Here is a 17,680-nt window from a genome sequence, read left to right as displayed (position 1 = left end):
ATGACCACCCCCTCCCCGCCCCGACTCGCCGTGAGCGGCCTCGAAGTCGCCTTCGGCGGCCTCACCGCCCTCGACGGCGTGAGCTTCGACGTCCGCCCCGGCGAGACCGTCGCCCTCATCGGCCCCAACGGCGCGGGCAAGACCACCGCCTTCAACGCGATCTGCAGACTCGTCAAGCCCCGCAAGGGAACCGTGCACATCGACGGTCGGCCCGCCCCCGCCCGGACCACCCGCCTCCTCGCCGCGGGCGCCGCCCGCACCCTCCAGGGGCTCGGCCTGTTCGACCGCCTCACCGTCCTCGACAACGTCCGCGCGCCCCTCGTCGCGCTCCGAGACCGCGACGCGGACGCCAAGGCCCGCACCGTCCTTGACGACCTCGGCCTGACCGGACTCGCCGACCGGCCCGCGGGCGCCCTGCCCTACCCCGAGCGCAAGCGCGTCGCGCTCGCCCGCGCCCTCGCGCCGCGCCCGCGGCTCCTGCTCCTCGACGAGCCCGCGGGCGGCCTCGGCCCCGCCGACATCGACGCCCTCGCCGAGACCATCGACCGCCTCGACTGCGCCGTCCTCCTCGTGGAGCACCACGTCGACTTCGTCATGCGCACCGCCGACCGCATCGTCGTCCTCGACTTCGGCCGCGTGATCGCCACCGGCACCCCCGACGAGGTCCGCAACGACCCCGCCGTCGAAGCCGCGTACCTGGGCGTGGAGGCCGCCGCATGAGCGCCCTCGCCTGCGACGGCCTCACCGTCGGCTACGGCGACGGCGCCCCCGTCATCGACGGGCTGCACCTCGACCTCGCGGAAGGCGCCGTCACCGCCCTCCTCGGCGCCAACGGCGCCGGGAAGACCACGCTCCTTCGGGCCCTCACCGGACTGGTCCCGCTGCGCGCCGGGCGGATCCTCCTCGGCGGCACCGACCTGACATCAATGTCCACTGAGGATCGGATGCGGGCCGGGCTCGGACTCGTGCCCGAAGGGCGCAGCACGGTCGTGGAGCTCACCGTGGACGAGAACCTGCGCCTCGGCGGGCTCTGGCGGCACCAGGCTAAGGCCCGCAAGGCCGCCGTGGAGGAGACGTACGGACTGTTCCCCGCGCTCGACCGGCGCCGCCGCGCCCCCGGGCACACCCTCTCGGGCGGGGAGCGGCAGATGCTCGCTCTCGCCCGCGCCCTCCTCGCCCGCCCCCGCGTGCTCCTGCTCGACGAGCCGTCGCTCGGCCTGGCGCCCAAGGCGACCGCGCAGCTCCTCGGCGTGCTCCGCGAGACCGCGGCCCGCACCGGCCTGACGGTGCTCCTCGCCGAGCAGAACGCCACCAGCGCGCTGTCGATCGCCGAAAGGGGCGTCGTGCTCTCGCTCGGCGCGGTCGCCGCCGACCGCCCGGCCGCCGAACTCGCCGCCGACCCGGCCCTGCGCCACGCCTACCTGGGGTTCTGATGGAACGAGCCCCCGCACCCGCCCCCCGGCACGAAACGGAGCCGCGCTGATGGACCGCCTCCTGTTCCTCCTCGCCGCCGGGCTCGCCCGCGGCGCCGTCCTCGCGCTCTTCGCGCTCTCGCTCGTGATCGTCTGGCGCGCCGCGAGAGTCGTCAACTTCGCGCAAGCCGCCATGGCCGCCGCCGCCGTGTACGCGGCCTTCCACGCCACCGCCGCCACCGGCTCCTACTGGATCGGACTCGCCACGGGCCTCGCCGCCGGAGCGCTCCTCGGCGCCGCCGTCGAACGCGGCCTCATGCGGCGCCTGCCCGCGCACGCGCCGCTCCCGGGCATCATCGTCGCGATCGGACTCGTCATGGTCCTCCAAGCCGGGCTCGCCATCGCGTTCGGCCCCGAGCACCGGCCCATGCACCCGCCGTTCTCGCAGTGGCCCTTCGTGATCGGCGGCGTGCCCCTGCTCTCCCCGTACGACTTGTTCACGCTCGGCGCGGCCGCCGCGGTCATGGCCGCCCTGGCGCTGCTGTTCAACCGCACCCCGCTGGGCCTGCAACTGCGGGCCGCGGCGTTCGCGCCCGAGACCGCCCGGCTCGCCGGGGTGCGCGTCCCGCGCATGGTCGCACTCGGCTGGGCCCTGTCGGCCGCCGCCGCGGCGCTCGCCGCACTCCTGCTGGTGCCCACCGAACTCGGGCTCAACCCGCACGCCGTGGACCTCCTGTTCGTGAACGCGTTCGCCGTCGCCGTCATCGGCGGCCTCGACTCGCCCGCCGGGGCGCTCCTCGCCGGGATCGGCACCGGCCTGCTCGTCAGCCTCGTCACCGGGTACGCCTCCGCGTCCGCGGCCCCGCTCGCCGTCCTCGCGCTCATGACCTTCGTGCTCCTGGTCCGCCCCGGCGGCCTCCTCGCCGCGAAGGAGGCCCGCACCGCATGAAGACCCCGCTGCGCGCCCTCCTCCTCACCGTCCTCGCCCTCGGCGGGACCTTCGGGCTCGACCCGTTCCGCAACTACCAGCTCGCCACCGCCGCCGCGTGCTTCGCCGCCGTCGCGGGCCTCACCGTCCTCGTCGGCCTCACCGGGCAGCTGTCCCTCGGCCACGCGGTCCTCATGGCCGCCGGAGGCTACGGATTCGCCTGGGCCGCAACGGCAGTGGACGGCCCGTGGCTGCTCGCACTGCTCGCCGGTCTCCTCGCCGCGGCCCTGGCGTCCGGCCTGCTCGGGCTGCTCCTCGGCGCCGCCGCCGCGCGCCTGCGCGGCCCCTACCTCGCCGGACTCACCCTCGCCCTCGTCATCGCCCTTCCCGCCGCAGCGAGCGCCCTGCCGCTCGGCGGCGACCAGGGCGTGCGCGCGCCCTTCTTCCCGGTGCCCGAAAGGCTCTCGGCGCTCATCGCCGTCGAGCAGTGGCACGCGTGGCTCGCGATCACCGTCGCCGCGGCCGCAGTCACGCCGCTCGCGATCCTCCGTTCCGGCCCGGCCGGGCTGCGCATGCGTGTGGTCCTCGACGACGAGACCGCCGCCCGGCTGTCCGGCATCGACCCCGGGCGCGTGAAGACCGGGGCGTTCGTCGCCTCCGCGATCCCCGCCGGGCTCGGCGGCGCGGTCCTGGCGATCGCCACCCAGCAGGTCACGCCCGGCGGATACGGCCTCGCGTTCTCGCTGTCGCTCGTCGTCGCGGCCGTCGCCGGCGGCCTCGGCAGCATCGGCGGCGCCGCCGCAGGGGCGGTCCTGGTGACCGTCCTCCCCTGGGCCGCAGACGAACTCGCCGCCCTCGCCCCCGCCGAACTCGGACGGCGGCTCGACGGGAACCTCGCGGTCCTCCTCTTCGGCGCCGCCCTCGTCGCCCTCACCCTCGCCTGGCCCGGCGGCGCCGCCCGCCTGCTCCACCGGGCCCGGGCCCTCCGCCTCGCAACCCCTTCCACGACCACAGAGAGGTGATCGTCATGCGAAACCCCAGAACCCTCAGCACCGCCGCCGCACTGGCCGCAGCCGCCCTCGCCGCCGCCGCGTGCTCCACGCCCGGCGGCGACGAGACCGTCCCCGGCGTCACCGACGACGCCGTCGTCATCGGCACCCACCAGCCCCTCACCGGCCCGGCCGCCGCCGGGTACTCCGCGATCTCCGCGGCCACCGCCGCCTACTTCGAGTACGTCAACGCCAACGGCGGCGTCAACGGCCGCGACATCGAGTACCTCGTCAAGGACGACGCCTACGACCCGGCCGCCACCCAGACCGCGGTGCGCGAACTGGTGACCGAGGACGAGGTCTTCGCGATCGTCAACGGCCTCGGCACCCCCACGCACTCGTCGGTCCTCGACTACCTCGACCAGCAGGGCGTCCCCGACCTGTTCGTGTCCTCAGGGGCGCTCGCCTGGAACCAGCCCGACGTCTACGACAGCACCTTCGCGTTCAACGCCGACTACGTGACCGAGGGCGCCGCGCTCGCGCAGTACGCCGTCGAGCAGGACCCCGACGCGGTCGTCTGCGTCCTCGGCCAGGACGACGACTACGGCGAGGGCATCCTCGAAGGCGTCGAGACCGTGGTGGGCTCCAACGAGATCGCCGAGGTCCAGACCTACGCGGTGTCCAGCGAGGACCTCACGGCGCAGCTCGGCGCCATGATGGCCGCCGGGTGCGAGGTGAACGTCCTCGGCACCATCAACGGGTTCACGGCGATGGCCGTGGGCACCGCGGCCCAGATGGAGTGGTTCCCGCGGTGGTACGTGTCCTCCTCCGGCGCCGACTACCCGACGCTCGCGGGCTACCTCGGCGAGGACCTCGCCCCCGCTCTCCTCCAGGGCATGGTGAGCGTCAACTACCTGCCCTCCAGCGCGGGCGGCGAATGGGACGCGCTGTTCCGCGAGATCAACGACGAGTACAACGACGGCGCGCCCTACACCGGGAACACGGTCTTCGGGATGAGCGTCGGCTACCTGTTCGCCGAGGCCCTCGCCGCGGCCGGGGACGACCCGACCCGCGAGTCCCTTGTGGCCGCCGTCGAATCGGGCGACCTGGCGGGCAACGGGATCGTGCCCCTCTCGTTCTCCGAGGACGACCACGCCGCCTACCGGGCCGTGGGCGTCACCCTCGTCGACGAGGGCGTCCAGGACTACGCCGGACCGGTGTACGAGGTGGCCGCGGGCGGCGTGAACGCGATCGAGGCGTCCCCCGTCCCCCTGGAGAACGAAGGCATCCCGGGCGCATAGCCCGCGAGCGGAAGGAGACCGATGACCGACATGCCAGGGCTCGACACCGCGGGGCTCGCCCGCTGGCTGGCCCGGGAGCACCCCGGGCTCGCGGGGGAGGGCCCGCTGCGGGCCGCGCTGATCGACGGGGGGCGCTCGAACCTGACGTACCGCGTCGACGGCGCCAAGACCCCGCTGGTGCTGCGGCGCCCGCCCCTGGGCCACGCCCTGCCGACCGCCCACGACATGCGCCGCGAGCACCGGGTCGTCACGGCCCTGCACGGGACGATCCCGGTGCCCGCCACCGTGGACGTCGTTGACGACACCGAGTCCCGCGAGGTCACCGGCACGGTCTTCTTCGTGATGGCGTTCGTCGAGGGCGCGGTCCTGGACCGCCCCGCGCGCAACGCCGACTGGACCCCCGCGGGCCTCCACGGCCTCGGGATCGAGGTCGCCGAGATCCTCGCCGACCTCCACGCCGCCGAGCCCGAGGCGCTCGGGCTCGGCGGCTTCGGCCGGCCCGACGGGTACCTCGCGCGCCAGATGCGCACCTGGGCGCGGCAGCTCGACGCGTCCCGGTCCCGGGAGGTCCAGGCCCTGGACGCCCTCGGGACCCGGCTCGCCGCCGCCGTCCCGGACTCCGGCCGCGCCGCGATCGTCCACGGCGACTACCGGCTCGACAACATGATCGTCGCCGGGCCGCCCGGATCACCGCGCGTCGCCGCCGTCCTCGACTGGGAGATGGCGACCCTCGGCGACCCGCTCGTGGACCTCGGCATGCTCGGCATGTACTGGCACATCACGGAACTCGCCGGCGGCGAGCGGGCCGCGGGCGCGATCGTCCCCGGCGCGGGCTACCCCGCGTTCGACGAGATCGTGGACGCGTACGCGGCGCGCGCGGGGACGCCCGTCCCCGACCTGCGCTGGTACCGGGCGTTCGCCTGCTACAAGCTCGCGGTGATCCTCGAAGGGGTCCACTTCCGGTACACGAAGGGCCACACCGTGGGCGAGGGCTTCGATGCGATCGGGGCGCTCGTGGCGCCCCTGGCGGAGGAGGGGCTGTGGATTTCCGACCCGACGAGATGACCCGCGCGTTCGCCGACGAGGCGGCCGCGTTCCTCGACGAGCACGTGCTCCCCGCCGAGCCGGTGCTCGCGGCGCAGCTCGCGGCCGCGCCCGGCGAGTGGGGGCCGCGCCCGATCGTGCGCGATCTCCAGGAGATCGCCCGCGAACGCGGCCTGTGGAACCTGTTCCTGCCGCCGGGACCGCACGGGCGCGGCGGGGGCCTGTCGAACCTCCGGTACGCGCCGGTCGCCGAGATCACCGGCCGCAGTCCCCGGCTCGCCCCGGCCGCGATGAACTGCGCCGCGCCCGACACCGGGAACATGGAGCTCCTCGTCCACTTCGGCACGCCCGAGCAGCAGGAGCGGTGGCTCGAACCGCTCCTGGAGGCCCGCATCCGCTCGGCGTTCTGCATGACCGAGCCGGGCACCGCCTCTTCCGACGCGTCCCAGATCGGGACCCGGGTCCACCGGGACGGCGGCGAATGGGTCGTCAACGGCCGCAAGTGGTTCGCCACGGGCGCCATGAACCCCGAGTGCGAGCTCCTCGTCGTCATGGGCAAGACCGACCCGAACGGGCCGCGGCACCGGCAGCAGTCGATGATCCTCGTCCCGCGCGGCACCCCCGGCGTCACCGTCGTCCGGCCGCTCACGGTCCTCGGGTACGACGACCGCGACCACGGCGGGCACGCCGAGATCCGCTTCGAGGACGTGCGCGTCCCCGCCGCGAACCTCCTCGGCGAGCCCGGCGGCGGGTTCGCCATCGCGCAGGCCCGCCTCGGGCCCGGCCGGATCCACCACTGCATGCGCGCCCTCGGCATGGCCGAGCGCGCCCTGGACCTGGTGCGCGGCAGGGCGAACGAGCGGATCGCCTTCGGCGGGCCGCTCGCCCGCCGGGGCGTGGTCCGCGAGTGGGCCGCCGACGCGCGCGTCCAGGTCGAGGCGCTGCGGCTCCTGGTCCTGAAGACCGCGTGGCTCATGGACACCGAGGGGAACCGGGCCGCCATGAAGGAGATCCAGGCGATCAAGGTCGCCGTCCCCCGTGCGGTGCAGGGGATCCTCGACCGCGCGATCCAGCTGTTCGGCGCGGCCGGGCTCACCGGCGACCACCCGCTGGCGGAGATGTTCGCCGCCGCGCGGTCGCTGCGCCTGGCCGACGGCCCCGACGAAGTCCACGCCGCCTCCCTCGGCAAGGCCGAGCTGCGGCTATCATCATCCACAATGGAAGGAGCCGTGCAATGACGCACCGACCCGACCCCGCGATGGACGGCCCCGGCTACGGGACCCTCTCGATCGCCGCCATCCTCGCCGACACCGCGCGCCGCACCCCGGACGCGCCCGCCCTGCGCTTCATGGGCGCCACCTTGCATTACGGGGAGCTGTGGGACCAGACCCGCGCCTACGCCGGGGCGCTCGCGGCCCGCGGCGTCGGGCGCGGCTCGCGCGTGGCGATGCTCGTGCCGAACGTCCCGGACTTCCCGCGCGTCTACTACGCGGCGCTCGCGCTCGGCGCCGTGATCGTGCCGATCCACCTGCTGTTCAAGGCCGAAGAGATCGCGTTCGTGCTGGAGGACTCCGAGGCCGAGCTCCTCGTGGCCGCCGCGCCGCTCCTCGCCGAGGCCGCCCCGGCCGCGGCTCGCACCGGGACCCCGCTCGTCTCGGTGCTCGCCCCCGAGGGCCTCGAAGTCGGAGGCCGGCCCCTGCCGCGCCTCGAAGCCGAAGCGGCGCAGGCGGACCCGATCGAACGCTACGCCTCCGTCAACCCCCTCGACGCCGCCACGATCCTCTACACGTCGGGGACGACCGGCACGCCGAAGGGCGCGGTCGGCTCGCACCTGGCGATGGTCGAGCAGGTCAACGTCTCCCTCATCGACTCGTTCCCGATGTTCCCCGAGGACGTGGTCTACGGCGGGCTCCCGTTCTTCCACTCCTTCGGGCAGATGGCCGTCCTCAACGTCGCGTTCCGGCGCGGCGCCTCGATCATCCTGCTCCCGAAGTTCGACCCGGACGACGCGCTGGAACTGCTCAACCGCCACGGCGGCACCGTGTTCACGGCGGTGCCCACGAACTTCGCAGGGCTCGTCGAGGCCGCCGGGCGCAACCCCGCGCGGCCGCCGCTGCGGTTCGCGGTCTCAGGCGGCGCGGCCCTGCCGGTGGCGCTGCTGGAGGCGTTCGAGGCGGCGTTCGGCGCGCAGGTCCACGAGGGCTACGGGCTCACCGAGACCGCGCCGTCGGCGACGTTCAACAAGGCGGGCGAGCCGATCCGGCCCGGGACCGTCGGCACCCCGATCTGGGGCGTGGACGTCGCGGCGGCCGACGCCGAGACCGAGGACCGCATCGTCCTGCTGGCCCCCGGCGAACTCGGCGAGATCGTCATCCGCGGCCACAACCTCATGAAGGGCTACCTCGGGCGGCCCGACGCGACGGCCGCGGCGGTCGTGGACGGGTGGTTCCGCTCCGGCGACCTCGGCACCGTCACCGCCGACCACGTCGTGACCATCGTGGACCGCAAGAAGGACATGATCATCCGCAACGGCTACAACGTGTACCCCTCGGAGGTCGAGGCCGTCCTCGCGCGGCACCCGGCGGTGTCGATCGGCGCGGTCTTCGGCGTCCCGCACGACACGCACGGCCAGGAGGTCCACGCGGCGGTCGTCCCCGCCCAGGGCAGGGAGGTCGACGCGGCGGAGGTCGTGGCGTTCATGAAGGAGAAGGTCGCGGCCTACAAGTACCCGCGGGTCGTCCACGTCGTGGAGGCCCTCCCGCTCGGCGCGAGCGGGAAGGTCCTCAAACGCGAACTGGTGCAGCGGTTCACGCCTTAGTCCGCGCCGATCCGCAGCTCCGCCTCCACGGCGGCGCGGACCGGCGCGGGCACCGGCACCGGGCGGCGGCGGGCGCGGTCCACGAACACGTGCGTGAACCGCCCCAGCGCGAGCGGCGCCTCCCGGCCGGGGGCGCCCTCGCGCAGGATCGCCAGGTCCCACGTGATCGAGGTGGTCCCGAGGCGGGCCACCGCGATGTCCACCTCCAGGACGTCGGGGAACGAGGCGGGCGCGAGGAACTCGCACGACGAGGCCCGCGCCAGCCCGATGACCTCCCCGGCCGGGTCCAGACCCGCGCGGCGCATCATCCAGGTGTTGACGCCCGAGTCCATCGCCTCGTAGTACACGGTGTTGTTCATATGGCCGTACTGGTCGTTGTCGTTCCAGCGCAAGGGGAACGGGAAGCGGTTGGTCACGGTCTCCTCCAAGGGGAAGGCAGGGGTCCATGCATCCTAACCACATACCGACCGGTCGGTCCAATCTGCTGGAGGGCGACTTCTACGCCTTCCAGGACCTCCTCTCACCCGAGGAGCAGGAGGCCGCGCTCCGCCTCCGCGACTTCATGGAGCGCGAGGTCCGGCCCATCGCCGACGACTACTGGGACCGCGCCGAGTTCCCGCACCACCTCGTCCCGGGCATCGCCGCCACCGGCGTCCTCGGCACCGCCTGGCCCGAGTCCCGCCGGTTCCCCAACAGCGCCCTCTTCCGCGGCTGGGCCGCCGTCGAGATCGCCCGCGTCGACGCCTCGTTCGCCACCTTCGTCGGCGTCACCTCCGGGCTCGCCATGGGCGCCATCGGCGTCGGCGGCTCCGACGAGCAGCGCGCCGCATGGCTCCCGCCCATGGGGCGCGGCGAGGTCATCGGCGCGTTCGGCCTCACCGAACCCCTCGCGGGCTCCGACACCGCCCGCGGCCTGCGCACCACCGCCGTCCGCCGCGGCGACACCTGGGTCCTCGACGGCGCCAAGCGCTGGATCGGCAACGCCACCTTCGCCGACATCACCCTCATCTGGGCCAAGGACATCGACGACGGCCAGGTCAAGGGCTTCATCGTCCGCAAGGACACCCCGGGCTTCAAGACCGAGAAGATCGAGCGCAAGCAGTCGCTGCGCGGCGTCCAGAACGCCGACATCACCCTCACCGGCGTCGAAGTCCCCGAAGCCGACCGGCTCCAGCGGATCGACTCCTTCAAAGACCTCGCCGGCGTCCTCGGCCCCACCCGCGTGGGCGTCGCCTGGGAGGCCATGGGCATCGCCCTCGGCGCCCACGAGGCCGCCGTCCGCTACGCAGCAGAGCGCGAGCAGTTCGGGCGCCCCATCGCCTCGTTCCAGCTCGTGCAGCAGAAGCTCGCCGAGAACCTCGCCGACGTCACCGCCGGGCTCGCCGTCTGCGTGCGGGCCGCCCAACTGGAGGACGCCGGGAAGCGCCGCGACGAGCACGCCGCCATGGCGAAGGCCTTCTGCACCTCCCGCATGCGGGAAGTCGTCGCCCGCGCCCGCGCCGTCCTCGGCGGCAACGGCATCCAGCTCGACCACGGCGTCGCCCGATACTTCGCCGACGCCGAGGCCGTCTACTCCTACGAGGGCACTTACGACATGAACACCCTGATCGTCGGCCGGGCGATCACCGGACGCCAAGCGTTCGTCTAGAGAGGACACCGCCATGACCGAGGCCTACATCGCCGCCACCGCCCGCTCCCCGATCGGCCGCGCCCGCAAGGGCTCCCTCAAGGACGTCCGCGCCGACGACCTCGCCGCGCAGATGGTCCGCGCCGCCGTCGACAAGGTCCCCGGCCTCGACCCCGGCCGCATCGACGACCTCCTCCTCGGCTGCGGCATGCCCGGCGGCCGCCAGGGCATGAACATGGCGCGCATCGTCGCCGTCATGCTCGGCTGGGACGCCGTCCCCGGCGCCACCGTCACCCGCTACTGCGCCTCCAGCCTCCAGACCACCCGCATGGCGTTCCACGCGATCAAGGCGGGCGAGGGCGACGTCTTCGTCTCCGCGGGCGTCGAATCTGTCTCCGGCATGGACATCGGCTCCAGCGACGCGATCCCCGGCGCCGAACTGGAGAACGCGCGCTTCGCCGACGCCGTACGCCGCACCGAGAAACGCGCCGAGGGCGCCCCGGACTGGACCGACCCGCGCGAGGAGGGCCTGCTCCCCGACCCCTACATCGCCATGGGCCAGACCGCCGAGAACGTCGCCGCCCTCCGCGGCGTCACCCGCGAGGAGCAGGACGCCTTCGCCGCCCGCAGCCAGCAGCGCGCCGCACGCGCCCTCGCAGCGGGCTTCTGGGACAAGGACATCACCCCTGTGACGCTCCCCGACGGCGCGGTCGTCGCCGCCGACGACGGCCCCCGGCCCGGCACCACCGTCGCCGGACTCGCCGCGCTCGACCCGGTCTTCCGGCCCGGCGGGACCGTCACCGCCGGGAACGCCTGCCCCCTCAACGACGGCGCCGCGGCCCTCGTCGTCGTCTCCGACCGCGCGGTGGCCGAACTCGGGATCGAGCCGGTCGCGCGCATCGTCGCCACCGGCGTCTCCGGGATCTCCCCGGAGATCATGGGGCTCGGCCCGGTCGAGGCGTCCCGGCGGGCGCTCGCGCTGGCGGGCCTGGGGATCGGGGACATGGACCTGGTCGAGATCAACGAGGCGTTCGCCGCACAGGTGATCCCCTCGGCCCGGGACCTCGGGATCGACGAGGACCGCCTCAACGTCAAGGGCGGGGCGATCGCGGTCGGGCACCCGTTCGGGATGACCGGCGCGCGGATCACCTCGACGCTGCTGAACGCCTTGCAGGACACGGGCGGCCGGTACGGCCTGGAGGCCATGTGCGTGGGCGGCGGCCAGGGCATGGCGATGGTCCTCGAACGGCTTTGATTCCACACGAAAGCGGCGCGGGCCCACGAGGCCCGCGCCGCTTCGTTCCCTACGCGGGGACGTAGAGCGTGATGGTGTCCGCGACGAGCGCGGGCTTCTCGGCGCCCTCGATCTCGACGGTGACGGCGTATCCGGCGCGCACGCCGCGGGCGGTGGCCTCGGCGGAGGCGAGCTCGACGACGGCGCGGACGCGGGCGCCGACCGGGACCGGCTGGAGGAACCGCAGCCGGTCGAGGCCGTAGTTGACGGACATGGCGAGGCCGTCGATCGCGACGAGCCCGCTGAGCAGGTGCGGCAGGAGCGAGAGGGTCAGGTACCCGTGGGCGATCGGCGCGCCGAAGGGCCCGGCGGCGGCGCGGGCGGGGTCGGTGTGGATCCACTGGTGGTCGCCGGTGGCGTCGGCGAACGCGTCGACGCGGTCCTGGTCGATTCGAAGCCATTCGCTGGTGGCCTTGGCGCCCAGGGAGTTCGCGAGGTCGGCGGGGGAGGCGGCGGTGATCGTCATGCCTTCGGACCCCCGGCGACGTAGAGGACCTGCCCGGAGACGTACCCGGCCTCCTCGGAGCAGAAGAACGCGACGGCTGCCGCGATGTCCTCGGGCTGGCCGACGCGCCCGACCGGGACCTCCTTCGCGGCGTGCGCGAGGAAGTCGGCGAAGGGCACGCCCACGCGCTCGGCCGTCGCCTTCGTCATCTCGGTCTCGATGAACCCGGGCGCGACGGCGTTCGCGGTGATCCCGAACTTGCCGAGCTCGATCGCGAGGGTCTTGGTCAGGCCCTGCATGCCGGCCTTCGCGGCGGCGTAGTTCGCCTGGCCGCGGTTGCCGAGCGCGGAGGTGCTGGAGAGGTTCACGATCCGGCCCCATCCCGCCTCCACCATGGACGACTGGACGGCGCGGGTCATGAGGAACGCGCCGCGCAGGTGGACGCCGAGGACGGCGTCCCAGTCAGCGGCGCTCATCTTGAACAGGAGGTTGTCGCGGAGGATCCCGGCGTTGTTGACGAGGATCTGCGGCGGGCCGAGCTCGGCGGCGGCGCGCGCGACGGCGGCCGTCGCGGCGGCCTCGTCCGCGACGTCGGCGCCGATGGCGATCGCCTTGCCGCCCTTCGCGTTGATGTCGTCGGCGACGCCTGCCGCCTGGTCCTCGGCGAGGTCGAGGACGGCGACGGCGTGCCCGTCGGCGGCGAGGCGGCGGGCCGTGGCGGCCCCGATGCCGCGCGCGGCTCCGGTGACGATGGCGGTCCGTGAGGTCATGGGCGTCCTTTCGGTCAGAACATGATGAGCTGGCGCAGCGCCTCGCCCGAGGCGAGGCGGTCCAGGGCGGCCGGGAGGCCGTCGAGGCCGATCCGGTCGGAGACGAGCCGGTCGAGCGGGAGCCGCCCGGCGCGCCACAGGTCCGCGTAGCGGGGGACGTCGTCGCCGGGGACCGCGGAACCGAGGTAGGAGCCGACGACGGTGCGCGCCTCGGCGGTCAGGCGCAGCGGCGCGAGCGACGCGCGCGCGTCGGGGTGCGGCAGGCCCACGGTCACGGTGGTCCCGCCGGGCGCGGTGAGCGCGAACGCGGTCTCGAACGCGCGGGCCGAGCCCGCGGCCTCGACGACGACGGGCGCCCGGAGTCCTTCGGCCGCTTCGGGAGTGCGGGCCTCGGCCCCGAGCGACCGCGCCAGGTCGAGTTTCGCGGGCACGGTGTCGACGCCGATCACGCGGTGGCCCAGGGCCTGTGCGACGAGGAGCGCGGCCATGCCGACCCCGCCGAGGCCCACGACCGCCACGGTCGCACCGGGTTCGGGCCGGCCCGCGTTGACGACGGCGCCGCCGCCGGTGAGCACCGCGCACCCGAGCAGGGCCGCGACGTCCGCGGGCACGTCGTCCTCCACCGGGACCACGGAGCTTTCGGAGACCACCGCGTGCGTCGCGAACGCGCTCACGCCGAGGTGGTGCGCGACGGGCTCGCCGCCGCGGCTGAGCCGCACCGCCCCGCCGACGAGGGTCCCCGCCGCGTTGGCCGCGGAGCCGACCGCGCACGGCAGGCGCCCGAGCGTCCCGCACTCCTCGCAGCGCCCGCAGCGCGGCAGGAACGTCATGACGACCCGGCGGCCGATCTCGGTGCCGGTCCCCGGGCCCGCCTCCTCGACGATGCCCGCGGCCTCGTGGCCCAGGAGCATCGGCACCGGCCGCACCCGGCTGCCGTCGACCACCGACAGGTCCGAGTGGCACAGCCCCGCGGCCTCCACGCGCACCAGCAGCTCGCCCGGCCCCGGGCGTTCGAGCTGCAAGGGCCCCAAGGTGACCGGCCGCGACTCGGCGTACGGCGCGGGGGCGCCGCAGCGCTCCAGCACGGCTCCGGTGATCTCCACGCCGACCTCCTCGTCGTTCGGTACCGCTCAGCATACCGACTGGACGGTTTGCAGCGCCAGTCCCGCGCCGCGGCGGCCTGTGGCGATCCGCACAAGATGATGCACTCAGTGCATCGTTGCATTTAGTGTAGGCGGCATGGCCGCTCCCGCAGGACCCGTCGATCAGCCGCCCGGCCCGCCGGTCGACCGCCGCGCCGCGCTCAAAGCCAAGAGCCGCAAGGCGATCCTCGACGCCGCCGCCGACCTCATGCGCGAGCGCCAGGGCACCGGGTTCTCCGTCGACGAGCTGGCCGCCGCCGCCGACGTCTCGCGCCGCACCGTCTTCAACCACTTCGCGACCCTCGCTGACGTCGCCACCGAGGTCGCCGGGCAGATGCTCGTCGAGGTCGTCGACCGCATGTCCGCGCGCGCCGCGAACGACGAGCGCGAACCCGACACCGTCCTCGCCGACCTCGTCGCCACCTCCTCCGGCGACCACCTCGTGCCCGTCGTCGTGGAGCTCTTCGAGATCCTCGGCGGCGAGCCGCAGCCGGGGGAGCGCGAGGCCCTGCTCATGCAGCGCGCCTTCAACCTCTTCACCGAGCGGATGACGGCCGCGATGACGGGCCGCCACCCCGACGTGGACGCCCTCGCCGTCCGCCTCCTCGTCGCCGCGTTCTGCGGCGGCCTCCTCGGATTCGTGCACCTGTGGATCGAGGAGACCGGCGCCGCGGACACGCCCGGTTCGCGCCGCGCCTGGGACCGCTTCGTCGGCCGCGTCACCGCGGTCCTCCGCGAGCCCGGCACCTGAGCTCCAGAACACCCGAAACCACCACCAGGAGACCACCTTGGCCGAATTCCTGTACCGCGTCGGGCGCTGGTGCGCCCGCCGCGCCAAGACCGTCATCGCCGCGTGGGCGCTGATCCTCGCGGCCGCCGCCGCGGCGTTCGTGCTCTTCGGCGGCGCCTTCGCGACCACGCTCTCCATCCCGGGCACCCCGACCGAGGAGGTCACCGACCACCTCGCCGAGGCGCTCCCCGAAGCCTCCGGCGGGACCGGCAGCATCGTCCTCTCCACCGCGAACGGCGACCCGTTCACCGACGAGCAGAAGGCCGCGATCTCGGCCCTGATCGCCGACGCCGCCGACGTCGACGGCGTCGAGACGGTGGTCGACCCGTTCGCCACCGAGGCGCAGCGCGAGGAGCAGCAGACCCAGATCGACCAGGGCCGCACCCAGATCGAGGACGGGCTCGCCCAGGCCGAGGCGGGTCGCGCCCAGATCCAGGACGCCCGCGCCGACCTCGACGCGTCCCAGACGCAGCTCGACGCCGCCCGCGAGCAGTTCGGCGACTCCGCCGACCTCGACGCCCAGCAGGCCCAGCTCGACGCCGGGTACGCGGAACTCGAAGCGCAGGAGGCCCAGCTCGAAGCGGGCGCCGCCGAGCTCGAAGCCCAGTCGAAGTCCCTTGAGGACGGAGCGGTGCTCCTCGACCTCGCCGCCGACGCGGGCGTCGTCTCCTCCGACGGCAGCGCCGCCATCGTCACGGTCGCGTTCACCGAGCCGCAGATGGACGTCACGCCCGAGACGAAGGAGGACGTCACCGCCGTCTTCGACGACTCCCCTGTGGACGGCGTGGACTTCGACTACTCCTCCGAGATGCTCGACGCCGTCCCGCAGATCGCGGGCGTCAGCGAGGTCATCGGCCTCGTCGTCGCCGGGATCGTCCTGGTCCTCATGCTCGGCACGTTCATCGGCGCGGTCCTGCCGCTCGCCACCGCCCTCGTGGCCGTGGGCATCGGCGCGCTCGCGAGCATGTCGCTCTCCGGCGCCGTCGAGATGACCTCGGTGACCCCGATCCTCGGCCTCATGCTCGGCCTCGCCGTGGGCATCGACTACTCGCTGTTCATCGTCAACCGGCACCGGCGCCAGCTCAAAGAGGGCTACGACGTGGACGAGTCGATCGCGCTCGCCACCGGCACCTCCGGGAACGCGGTCGTGTTCGCGGGCGCCACGGTGCTCATCGCCTTGGTGGCGTTGAACATCACCGGCATCCCGTTCCTCGGCCTCATGGGCTCGATCGGCGCGTTCTGCATCGCGATCGCGGTGCTCGTGGCGATCACGTTCATCCCCGCGCTGCTGCGCCTCGCGGGCCTGAAGATCCTCAGCAAGCGCGAACGCGCCGCCCGTGAGGACCACTCGGTGACGCGCAAGCCCGACCCGCAGCCGATGCACACCGGCCGCGCCGTCATGCGCGTCCTCGTCGGCCTCGGCGCGCTCATCGCCGTCGCGCTCCCCGCGATGGACCTGCGGCTCAACCTGCCTGACGGGTCCTCCGAGCAGCACGACACCACCCAGTACCAGGCGTACGAGACGATCGCCGAGCGCTTCGGCGAGGGCCAGAACGGCTCGCTGCTCGTCGTCGCCGACCTCGCCGAGGCCCCCGCCGACGACACCGCGGCGCTCGCCGACCAGGTCGCGGTCGCGCAGGCCGTGGCCGCCGAGGACGACGTGGTCGCCGTGGCGCCCATCGGGACCTCCGAGGACGGCACCACCATGGCGTTCCAGGTGATCCCCGAGGACGGCCCGACCTCAGAGTCCACTCAGGAGCTTGTGCACGCTTTGCGGGACCTGTCCGTGGACGGCGTCGAGGACATCGGCGTCGCGGGCTCGGCCTCCGGGAACATCGACATCTCGGAGATCCTCGCCGATGCGCTCCCGGTATACCTTGCGGTCGTGGTGGGCCTGTCGCTCATCATCCTCATCCTGGTGTTCCGGTCGATCCTCGTGCCGGTGCTCGCGACGCTCGGGTTCATCCTCAGCTACTTCGCAGCCCTCGGCGGCGTCGTCGCGATCTACCAGTGGGGCTGGCTCGCCGACGTCTTCGGCGTCGACACGCCCGGCCCGATCCTGAACTTCCTGCCGACGCTCCTGGTCGGCATCCTGTTCGGGCTCGCCATGGACTACATGCTGTTCATCGGCTCGGGCATGCGCGAGGCGTACGCCCACGGCGCCCCGGCGCGGCAGTCCGTCGTCCTCGGCGTGCGCGCCGGCCGGTCGGTCGTCACGGCCGCCGCGATCATCATGATGGCGGTCTTCGGCGGGTTCATCTTCTCCCACTCGACGATGATCCGCCCGATCGGATTCGCGCTCGCCTTCGGCGTGCTCGTCGACGCGTTCCTGGTCCGGATGCTCATCATCCCGGCGCTCATGCACCTCGTGGGCGACAAGGCGTGGTGGCTGCCGAAGTGGCTCGACCGCATCCTCCCGGACGTGGATGTGGAAGGCGCGGCACTGGAGCGCCGCCACCCGCACGTGGAGAAGGCCGAGGACTGACCGGTCTTTACCGGGCCCCTTCGCCTTCGGGCGAGGGGGCCTTCCACTCGGGGTCGCGGCCCAGGTAGGCGAGCAGCTCGTCCATGGGGTCCGCGTCGGCCGCGGCGGTCACCGCGGGCGCGAACGGCGCGTAGGGGCCGGACCGCGCGGGCCCGGTCGCCGGGACTTCGAGGGCCAAGGGCAGCACGGCCTCAAGGAGCGGCCGCGGGAACACGGGCGGGCGCCCGAGCGAGACGCCGACGTCCCAGGCGTGGACGACATAGTCGATGAAGTGGAACCCGATCGCGGTCCGCCCCGGCACCTGCACCTCCTGGTCGGCCCCGGCGAGGATCGACCAGGTCCGCTCGGCCGCGCCTTCGGAGGCGAAGGCCGCCAGCACTTCCGCGGCCGACGCCCGGAACGCCGCGGGGGTGGACGGGACCTCCGCCCAGGTCCGGGGCTCGAAGCCGTCGCCGCGCGCGGCGGCCGCGAACCCGAGGTTCTGGCCGGTCATGTGCGCGACGAGCCGCCCGAGGTCCCAGCCCGCGCAGGGCGTGGGCAGGTCGAGCCGCTCGGCCCCGTCCACGAGCGCGACGGTGGTGTTCAGGGCGACGGCGTGGAATTCGAGGAGTCCGGTCATGACCGGGATCATAGGC

17 protein-coding genes are annotated in these 17,680 nt (G+C 73.8%); 12 read left to right on the top strand and 5 right to left on the bottom strand.

The genetic code is table 11. The annotated features are described in order from the left end of the window. From WA640_RS23995 to WA640_RS23960, 8 genes are read left to right on the top strand one after another with little or no spacing between them, the layout of a single operon-like run. Positions 1-720 (top strand): ABC transporter ATP-binding protein, encoded by a 720-nt coding sequence (locus tag WA640_RS23995; RefSeq protein WP_335991138.1) that lies wholly within the window; start codon positions 1-3, stop codon positions 718-720. Beyond that, positions 717-1,433 carry an ABC transporter ATP-binding protein gene (locus WA640_RS23990; protein ID WP_335991136.1) on the top strand — a complete coding sequence of 239 codons (717 nt, stop codon included), beginning with the start codon at positions 717-719 and terminating at the stop codon, positions 1,431-1,433. The genes WA640_RS23995 and WA640_RS23990 overlap by 4 nt, the downstream gene beginning before the upstream one ends. A gap of 49 nt (positions 1,434-1,482) precedes the next feature. Then, positions 1,483-2,361: a branched-chain amino acid ABC transporter permease gene (locus WA640_RS23985; RefSeq protein WP_335991133.1), complete on the top strand. Its 879-nt coding sequence runs from the start codon at positions 1,483-1,485 to the stop codon at positions 2,359-2,361. Continuing rightward, positions 2,358-3,362 (top strand): ABC transporter permease subunit, encoded by a 1,005-nt coding sequence (locus WA640_RS23980; protein WP_335991131.1) that lies wholly within the window; start codon positions 2,358-2,360, stop codon positions 3,360-3,362. The genes WA640_RS23985 and WA640_RS23980 overlap by 4 nt, the downstream gene beginning before the upstream one ends. Before the next feature lie 5 nt (positions 3,363-3,367). Beyond that, positions 3,368-4,630 carry an ABC transporter substrate-binding protein gene (locus WA640_RS23975; protein WP_335991128.1) on the top strand — a complete coding sequence of 421 codons (1,263 nt, stop codon included), beginning with the start codon at positions 3,368-3,370 and terminating at the stop codon, positions 4,628-4,630. 21 nt (positions 4,631-4,651) lie between these two features. After that, positions 4,652-5,695, top strand: coding sequence for a phosphotransferase family protein (locus WA640_RS23970; protein WP_335991126.1), 1,044 nt, complete (start codon positions 4,652-4,654; stop codon positions 5,693-5,695). Continuing rightward, positions 5,671-6,912, top strand: coding sequence for an acyl-CoA dehydrogenase family protein (locus tag WA640_RS23965; protein WP_335991125.1), 1,242 nt, complete (start codon positions 5,671-5,673; stop codon positions 6,910-6,912). The genes WA640_RS23970 and WA640_RS23965 overlap by 25 nt, the downstream gene beginning before the upstream one ends. Next, positions 6,909-8,492 (top strand): AMP-binding protein, encoded by a 1,584-nt coding sequence (locus WA640_RS23960; RefSeq protein ID WP_335991123.1) that lies wholly within the window; start codon positions 6,909-6,911, stop codon positions 8,490-8,492. Before WA640_RS23965 ends, WA640_RS23960 begins: the two co-directional genes overlap by 4 nt. Here WA640_RS23960 and WA640_RS23955 read toward each other — a convergent pair. Continuing rightward, complete coding sequence (locus WA640_RS23955) at positions 8,489-8,908, bottom strand: acyl-CoA thioesterase (RefSeq protein ID WP_335991120.1); 420 nt, start codon at positions 8,906-8,908, stop codon at positions 8,489-8,491. The genes WA640_RS23960 and WA640_RS23955 overlap by 4 nt on opposite strands. 29 nt (positions 8,909-8,937) lie before the next feature. Here WA640_RS23955 and WA640_RS23950 point away from each other — a divergent pair, with 29 nt between their 5' ends. Together WA640_RS23950 and WA640_RS23945 are read left to right on the top strand one after the other, a co-directional pair. Next, on the top strand, positions 8,938-10,140 hold the full coding sequence (locus WA640_RS23950; RefSeq protein WP_335991119.1) for an acyl-CoA dehydrogenase family protein: 1,203 nt from the start codon (positions 8,938-8,940) through the stop codon (positions 10,138-10,140). 13 nt (positions 10,141-10,153) lie between these two features. Then, the gene (locus WA640_RS23945) at positions 10,154-11,374 is read left to right on the top strand and encodes an acetyl-CoA C-acetyltransferase (protein ID WP_335991118.1); all 1,221 of its coding nucleotides are present in this window, start codon (positions 10,154-10,156) and stop codon (positions 11,372-11,374) included. Between the two features lie 49 nt (positions 11,375-11,423). On the opposite strand, the gene WA640_RS23940 is transcribed toward WA640_RS23945, so the two are convergent. The 3 genes from WA640_RS23940 to WA640_RS23930 are packed head-to-tail and all read right to left on the bottom strand — an operon-like array spanning position 11,424 to position 13,731. Next, positions 11,424-11,879 (bottom strand): MaoC family dehydratase, encoded by a 456-nt coding sequence (locus tag WA640_RS23940; protein WP_335991116.1) that lies wholly within the window; start codon positions 11,877-11,879, stop codon positions 11,424-11,426. Then, positions 11,876-12,628 carry a 3-oxoacyl-ACP reductase FabG gene (gene fabG / locus WA640_RS23935; RefSeq protein WP_335991114.1) on the bottom strand — a complete coding sequence of 251 codons (753 nt, stop codon included), beginning with the start codon at positions 12,626-12,628 and terminating at the stop codon, positions 11,876-11,878. The genes WA640_RS23940 and fabG overlap by 4 nt, the downstream gene beginning before the upstream one ends. A 14-nt stretch (positions 12,629-12,642) precedes the next feature. Next, the gene (locus WA640_RS23930; protein WP_335991112.1) at positions 12,643-13,731 is read right to left on the bottom strand and encodes an alcohol dehydrogenase catalytic domain-containing protein; all 1,089 of its coding nucleotides are present in this window, start codon (positions 13,729-13,731) and stop codon (positions 12,643-12,645) included. 136 nt (positions 13,732-13,867) lie between these two features. On the opposite strand from WA640_RS23930, the gene WA640_RS23925 reads away from it, so the two are divergent. Both WA640_RS23925 and WA640_RS23920 read left to right on the top strand, forming a co-directional pair. After that, complete coding sequence (locus WA640_RS23925) at positions 13,868-14,521, top strand: TetR/AcrR family transcriptional regulator (protein WP_335991111.1); 654 nt, start codon at positions 13,868-13,870, stop codon at positions 14,519-14,521. Between the two features lie 37 nt (positions 14,522-14,558). Next, complete coding sequence (locus tag WA640_RS23920; RefSeq protein WP_335991109.1) at positions 14,559-17,045, top strand: MMPL family transporter; 2,487 nt, start codon at positions 14,559-14,561, stop codon at positions 17,043-17,045. 7 nt (positions 17,046-17,052) lie between these two features. Here the strand turns inward: WA640_RS23920 and WA640_RS23915 are convergent, their stop codons facing one another. Next, entirely contained in the window at positions 17,053-17,664 is a 612-nt protein-coding gene (locus WA640_RS23915; RefSeq protein WP_335991106.1) for a TIGR03086 family metal-binding protein, read from the bottom strand. Between the last annotated feature and the right edge of the window lie 16 nt (positions 17,665-17,680).

Origin of the sequence: Glycomyces sp. MUSA5-2, from assembly GCF_037034145.1 — a bacterium.
In the GTDB taxonomy this organism is placed as follows: domain Bacteria; phylum Actinomycetota; class Actinomycetes; order Mycobacteriales; family Micromonosporaceae; genus Glycomyces; species Glycomyces artemisiae.
Note: the sequence above shows the minus strand (reverse complement) of the source record. Positions and strands in the feature narration are given on the sequence as shown.

Excerpts from the sequence above, each read along its gene's own strand:
- WA640_RS23995 (WP_335991138.1), top strand. The coding sequence starts at position 1 with ATGACCACCCCCTCCCCGCCCCGACTCGCCGTGAGCGGCCTCGAAGTC.
- WA640_RS23990 (WP_335991136.1), top strand. The coding sequence starts at position 717 with ATGAGCGCCCTCGCCTGCGACGGCCTCACCGTCGGCTACGGCGACGGC.
- WA640_RS23985 (WP_335991133.1), top strand. The coding sequence starts at position 1,483 with ATGGACCGCCTCCTGTTCCTCCTCGCCGCCGGGCTCGCCCGCGGCGCC.
- WA640_RS23980 (WP_335991131.1), top strand. The coding sequence starts at position 2,358 with ATGAAGACCCCGCTGCGCGCCCTCCTCCTCACCGTCCTCGCCCTCGGC.
- WA640_RS23975 (WP_335991128.1), top strand. The coding sequence starts at position 3,368 with ATGCGAAACCCCAGAACCCTCAGCACCGCCGCCGCACTGGCCGCAGCC.
- WA640_RS23970 (WP_335991126.1), top strand. The coding sequence starts at position 4,652 with ATGACCGACATGCCAGGGCTCGACACCGCGGGGCTCGCCCGCTGGCTG.
- WA640_RS23960 (WP_335991123.1), top strand. The coding sequence starts at position 6,909 with ATGACGCACCGACCCGACCCCGCGATGGACGGCCCCGGCTACGGGACC.
- WA640_RS23950 (WP_335991119.1), top strand. The coding sequence starts at position 8,938 with ATGCATCCTAACCACATACCGACCGGTCGGTCCAATCTGCTGGAGGGC.
- WA640_RS23945 (WP_335991118.1), top strand. The coding sequence starts at position 10,154 with ATGACCGAGGCCTACATCGCCGCCACCGCCCGCTCCCCGATCGGCCGC.
- WA640_RS23940 (WP_335991116.1), bottom strand. The coding sequence starts at position 11,879 with ATGACGATCACCGCCGCCTCCCCCGCCGACCTCGCGAACTCCCTGGGC.
- fabG (WP_335991114.1), bottom strand. The coding sequence starts at position 12,628 with ATGACCTCACGGACCGCCATCGTCACCGGAGCCGCGCGCGGCATCGGG.
- WA640_RS23925 (WP_335991111.1), top strand. The coding sequence starts at position 13,868 with ATGGCCGCTCCCGCAGGACCCGTCGATCAGCCGCCCGGCCCGCCGGTC.
- WA640_RS23915 (WP_335991106.1), bottom strand. The coding sequence starts at position 17,664 with ATGACCGGACTCCTCGAATTCCACGCCGTCGCCCTGAACACCACCGTC.